The 5,660-nt window shown below is 35.3% G+C and carries 5 protein-coding genes; 1 reads left to right on the forward strand and 4 read right to left on the reverse strand.

Annotation, left to right across the window (positions count from 1 at the left end; translation table 11 throughout):
• Nucleotides 1-134: 134 nt before the first annotated feature.
• From lpxA to Q0505_RS12700, 4 genes are read right to left on the reverse strand one after another with little or no spacing between them, the layout of a single operon-like run.
• Nucleotides 135-920 carry an acyl-ACP--UDP-N-acetylglucosamine O-acyltransferase gene (lpxA, locus tag Q0505_RS12685; protein ID WP_299213416.1) on the reverse strand — a complete coding sequence of 262 codons (786 nt, stop codon included), beginning with the start codon at nucleotides 918-920 and terminating at the stop codon, nucleotides 135-137.
• A gap of 3 nt (nucleotides 921-923) precedes the next feature.
• Nucleotides 924-2,330: a bifunctional UDP-3-O-[3-hydroxymyristoyl] N-acetylglucosamine deacetylase/3-hydroxyacyl-ACP dehydratase gene (locus Q0505_RS12690; protein WP_299213418.1), complete on the reverse strand. Its 1,407-nt coding sequence runs from the start codon at nucleotides 2,328-2,330 to the stop codon at nucleotides 924-926.
• Complete coding sequence (lpxD, locus tag Q0505_RS12695) at nucleotides 2,327-3,349, reverse strand: UDP-3-O-(3-hydroxymyristoyl)glucosamine N-acyltransferase (protein ID WP_299213420.1); 1,023 nt, start codon at nucleotides 3,347-3,349, stop codon at nucleotides 2,327-2,329. The genes Q0505_RS12690 and lpxD overlap by 4 nt, the downstream gene beginning before the upstream one ends.
• 23 nt (nucleotides 3,350-3,372) lie before the next feature.
• On the reverse strand, nucleotides 3,373-4,599 hold the full coding sequence (locus Q0505_RS12700) for an HD domain-containing protein (RefSeq protein ID WP_299213424.1): 1,227 nt from the start codon (nucleotides 4,597-4,599) through the stop codon (nucleotides 3,373-3,375).
• 104 nt (nucleotides 4,600-4,703) lie between these two features.
• Between Q0505_RS12700 and Q0505_RS12705 the strand changes: the two genes are divergently transcribed.
• Nucleotides 4,704-5,660 (forward strand): bifunctional response regulator/alkaline phosphatase family protein (locus Q0505_RS12705; protein WP_299213422.1); only part of this gene is annotated, 957 nt, incomplete at its 3' end.

Consider the following 5,660-nt stretch of genomic DNA (forward strand, 5'->3'; position numbering starts at 1 on the left):
ACTTTATATATATCGTGATTATAATGTATGCATAATCCGTTACGTATATCTGATGTTGTTGCCATTGTGTATGCTATTTTGAGTGATTGATTGTACGCTTTCGCGAAAGCGTACATATTACTATATTTATTATTTTAGTTGGTACTGAAATATCCTTTCATAATTCCTCTTTGAGAGTTTCTGATAAATTGTAATATCTCATCTCTCTCTGGAGTTGCCTCCATCTCTGCTTCTATAATCTCTACCGCCTGTGTATTATTATAATTTTTTTGGTAGAGGATTCTATAAATGTTTTGAATCTCACGTATTTTATCTGTAGTAAATCCACGACGACGAAGTCCAATAGAGTTGATTCCGACATAACTTAAAGGTTCTCTACCAGCTTTTACAAAAGGGGGTACATCTTTTCTTACCAGAGAACCTCCAGTAACAAAAGCATGACTACCAATCGTACAAAATTGCTGTACCGCCGCCATTCCTGCTAGTACAACATATTCTCCTACGGTAATATGACCTGCTAGTGTGCTGTTATTTGAAAAAATGCAGTTGTCACCCACAATACAATCATGTGCAATATGACAATACGCCATAATCCAACAGTTTTTTCCAACTTCTGTTTTCATACGATCAGAAGTACCTCTATTGATAGTCACACACTCTCTTATGGTGGTATTATCACCTATAATAGTGACGGTATCTTCATCGTTGAACTTTTTATCTTGAGGGATTGCAGATATGACCGCTCCAGGAAAGATACTTACGTTTTTTCCTATTCGGGCTCCTTCCATGATGGTGACATTGGATCCTATCCAACTTCCTTCTCCTATCACCACATTATTATGTATGGTAGTAAAAGGTTCTATAACTACATTTTTTGCAATTTTAGCACCAGGATGTACGTATGCCAGTGGTTGATTCATTCGTTAGTTGTTCTTTACTTTAACAATTTGAGCCATAATTTCGGCTTCTGATACTAGTCTTCCATTTGCATACGCTCTGGCTTGCATTTGGCATATTCCTCTTCGTATAGGAGACATCAAATCTAATCTAAAAATAAGAGTATCTCCTGGCACTACTTGTTGTTTATAACGTACATTATCTATTTTTAATAAGTACGTCAAATAATTTTCTGGGTCAGGTACAGTGCTTAGTACTAAGATACCCCCTGTTTGAGCCATGGCTTCAATTTGTAAAACTCCTGGCATCACAGGTGCTCCTGGAAAATGTCCTACAAAAAAAGGTTCGTTCATGGTGACATTTTTCATCCCAATCACATACTGATCTGTAAGTTCTAAAATTTTATCTACCAATAAAAATGGAGGTCGATGAGGAAGCATCTCCATAATCTGATTGACATCTTTTACGGGAGGTGCATGTAAATCTACCTGAGGAACGTGATTACGACGTTCTGTCTTTATGATTTTTTGTAGCTTTTTCGCAAATTGGGTATTTACATAATGTCCTGGCTTATTTGCAATGATCTTACCTCGTATGCGTGTGCCCACCAGGGCAAGATCGCCTATCACATCTAGCAACTTATGACGTGCCGCTTCATTAGGATGGTGCAATGTTAAGTTGTCTAGTATTCCGTTAGGTTTAATTGCAATATGGTCTTTATTGAAAGCGACACGCAATTTATCCATGGTTTCTGGAGACAGTTCTTTGTCTACATAAACAATAGCATTATTAAGATCCCCTCCTTTGATCAATCCATGCTCAAGGAGCATTTCTATTTCGTGTAAAAAACTAAATGTTCGGCTATCTGATATTTCTTTTTTAAATTCAGAAAGGTGCTTGATACTTGCATTTTGAGTTCCTAAGACTTTGGTACCAAAATCAACCATGGCAGTTACTTGATACTCATCTGCCGGCATTAAAATAATTTCGCTACCCGATTCTTCATCAACATACGAAATTACTTCTTTTACGATATACTCTTGGCGACACTCCTCTTGTTGTTGGATCCCTGCTTTTTCTAGCGCTTCTACAAAGAACTTTGAAGAGCCATCCATAATAGGCGGTTCTGACGCATCGAGTTCTATTAAAATGTTGTCTATTTCTAAACCTACACAAGCAGCAAGTACGTGTTCTGTAGTTTGTATAGCAACCCCATTTTTTTCAAGATTAGTGCCTCTTTGGGTATTTATTACTAATGAAGCATCAGCATCTATAATAGGTGCTCCTTCCAAATCAACACGTTTAAACTTATACCCGTGATTTTCATTAGCAGGTTTAAATGTCATCGTTACATTTGATCCAGTATGTAATCCTACCCCTGTAAGAGTAACTTCTTTAGCTATTGTACATTGTTGTGCTCTAGCTTCACTCATTGGTTTATTTTTTTATCGAGTTGATTAACCGTTTGAACTATCTTAGGTAAATTTTTAAAATGCACATAGGAACGATTCCAGTCTGCATACGCAAATGATGGAGAGCCTTGTAAAACTTCATCATCTTTTATGTTACGCCCAATACCAGACTGTGCTTGAATACGAACACGATCTCCTATGGTGATATGTCCAGCAATGCCTACCTGTCCTCCAATCAGACAATTTTTACCAATTTTTGTAGAACCTGCAATTCCTGTTTGCGCAGCAATAGCCGTATGTGCACCTATCTCTACATTATGAGCGATTTGTATTTGATTATCTAGCTTTACTCCTTTTCTAATAATAGTCGATCCCAAGGTAGCTCTATCTATGGTAGTTCCTGCTCCTATATCTACATAATCTTCTATAATTACATTTCCAGTTTGAGGAACTTTACTGTATTCTCCTTTTTCATTAGGGGTAAATCCAAACCCATCGGCTCCTACAATGGCGCCACTGTGAATGTATACAGAATGTCCTATGACGCTATCAGAATATACTTTTGCTCCTGCAAATAATACACAATTATCTCCTATAGTAACATTATCACCCACATAGGCATTAGGATATATCTTTACATTACTTCCGATAGTCACATTTTCTCCTAAGTAAGAGAAAGCGCCTAAATAAAGTCCTTCTCCATACGTCGCTGAATCTGAAATATAACTGGGTTGTTCTATCCCTAATTTATTAAGCTTTACTTGATTGTAATATTCTAATAGCTTTGAAAATGACTTGTAAGCATCTTCAACACGTATGAGTGTTGTGTCTATTTTATTTTCAAGTTCAAAGTCTATATTAACAATTGCAATAGATGCTTTTGTTGTATATAAGTAATGAGTGTATTTAGGATTTGCAAGAAATGTAAGAGATCCTGTAGTTCCTTCTTCTATTTTTGCAAGTTTAGAAACTTGGATATCGGGATTACCCTCTACCGTCCCTTCTAATATACCTGCTATTTGAGCTGCTGTAAATTTCATGTTTGGCAAAAATAACAAAAAAGTTAGTCTTTAGGTTTGGGGTAACAGATATAGTTTTTAACGACTTCTTTTGTTAAGGATTTTAAACTTAACTGATCGCTAGCTTTTACTACGTCTATAATCTTACCATTAGACATGGCTATATTTATTCCTCCTTGTGTATAATTATAGGCTTGATTTGAAATATTTCCTGTAAAAACAAAGTAAGAAGCCTCGTACGGAGTAATCTTATATTGCGTGATTAATTGATCAATATGCATCTGTTTTCTTTCTTCAAGAAATGGTTTTTTTCGTATTTTAACTTCTAATAAATCTCTGTTTATTATACATTTAGACAGTTCTCTCAACACAAAATCTTCTGTATAACACCATTCCTTCATTCCAGAAATAATATCGTAATCATCAAGTTTTGAAAACGTATCTAGGGTTTCTTTAAAATTGTTCTGATCAATTTTATTTTTTAAAAAATAAGATAATGCTGTACTTGCAGGTAACTCTATTCCCTTATGTGATAATTCCTTAGCGCGTTTTAATACACGCGTAATGAGTTGCTCTGCCACGACTCCTGTTTTGTGTAAATACACCTGCCAATACATAAGACGTCTTGCTACCAAAAATTTTTCGACAGTATAAATTCCTTTTTCTTCTACAACCAATTGATCTTCGTCAACATTAAGCATGGCAATAATACGCTCTGTATTAATATTACCCTCTGCCATTCCCGTATAAAAACTATCTCTTTTTAAATAATCTGTCCGATCCATATCTAGTTGCCCGGAAACAAGCTGATTTAAGAACTTACGTGAGTAAGCCCCCTTAAATATTTGGAGTGCAAGCGTTAAACTTCCGTTAAACTCTTCATTTAAAGCTTCCATAAAAGCAATAGAAATCTGCTCATGATGCACATTTTCTATAATACTTTGCTCCATGGCATGAGAGAAAGGACCATGACCAATATCGTGTAATAGTATGGCTATAAGTGTTGCTTCTTCTTCTTCTTTAGATATAGCAACACCTTTGTCTTTAAGGGTTGTCAAGGCTTTTTGCATAATATGCAAACATCCTATGGCATGATGAAAACGAGTATGATGAGCTCCTGGATAGACTAGATATGAAAGCCCCATTTGTGTAATACGGCGTAGTCTTTGAAAGTAAGGATGCTGAATTAGTTTAAAAACGACACCATTGGGAATGGTAATAAAACCATAAATAGGATCGTTAATTATAGTAACTTTGGTAGACTGTTTTATCACAGAGTTATTTAAAGAGTTTAAACAAATATACCACTAATCATACTAGCTTTTTGGGGAGTCTTTTTTTGCTTTCGCGAAAGCGTATAATACATTAATAATACATGAGTACTATAAAAATACTTTGGGTAGATGACGAAATTGATTTATTAACACCACATATTCTTTTTTTAGAGAAAAAAAACTATTCGGTAACAAAATGTACGAGTGGTACTGAAGCTATCGAAATCATAGACGAGCAAAATTTTGATATCGTGTTTCTGGATGAAAATATGCCTGGGCTTACAGGTTTAGAAACACTCAACGAAATCAAAAACAAACGTGAGAATGTACCTGTAGTCATGATTACCAAAAGTGAGGAGGAGTACATTATGGAGGAGGCAATAGGATCTAAAATAGCTGACTACCTCATAAAACCTGTGAATCCAAATCAGATTTTACTGAGCCTTAAAAAAAATCTAGATCATAGCCGTTTGATTTCTCAAAAAACGGCTTCTTCGTATCAACAGGAATTTCGTAAAATTGCGATGGATCTCTCTATGGTCAATTCTTTTGAAGAGTGGTCTGAGTTATATCAAAAATTGATTTATTGGGAAATGGAGTTAGAAACCATTGAAGATCCTAGTATGTTTGAGATTTTAGAATCTCAGAAAGCAGAAGCCAATCAACAGTTTTGCAAGTTTGTTGACAAGAATTATACAGATTGGTTCAGTTCTCACAACGGACCTATTATGTCACATACCTTATTTAAAGAGAAAGTGGCACCAGAAATTAAAAAAGGAGAACCTACATTGTTTGTAGTCATTGACAACCTAAGGTTTGATCAGTGGAAAGCTTTTGAACCACATCTTTCTTCGTACTATAAAAAAAGAGAAGAAGATACGTATTATAGTATTCTCCCAACGGCAACCCAATATGCACGTAATGCTATTTTTTCTGGATTAATGCCTAGTGAGATGAAAAAGAGATATCCTAATTATTGGCTAGACGATACAGAAGAAGGTGGGAAAAATATGCATGAAGCTGACTTTTTACATGAACAGTTAAAAAGATTGCATCTG

It is taken from the genome of uncultured Dokdonia sp. (genome assembly GCF_937910895.1).
In the GTDB taxonomy this organism is placed as follows: domain Bacteria; phylum Bacteroidota; class Bacteroidia; order Flavobacteriales; family Flavobacteriaceae; genus Dokdonia.

Bases quoted from the DNA above. Each gene is read 5' to 3' on its own strand.
- lpxA (WP_299213416.1), bottom strand. From the start codon at position 920: ATGAATCAACCACTGGCATACGTACATCCTGGTGCTAAAATTGCAAAA.
- Q0505_RS12690 (WP_299213418.1), bottom strand. From the start codon at position 2,330: ATGAGTGAAGCTAGAGCACAACAATGTACAATAGCTAAAGAAGTTACT.
- lpxD (WP_299213420.1), bottom strand. From the start codon at position 3,349: ATGAAATTTACAGCAGCTCAAATAGCAGGTATATTAGAAGGGACGGTA.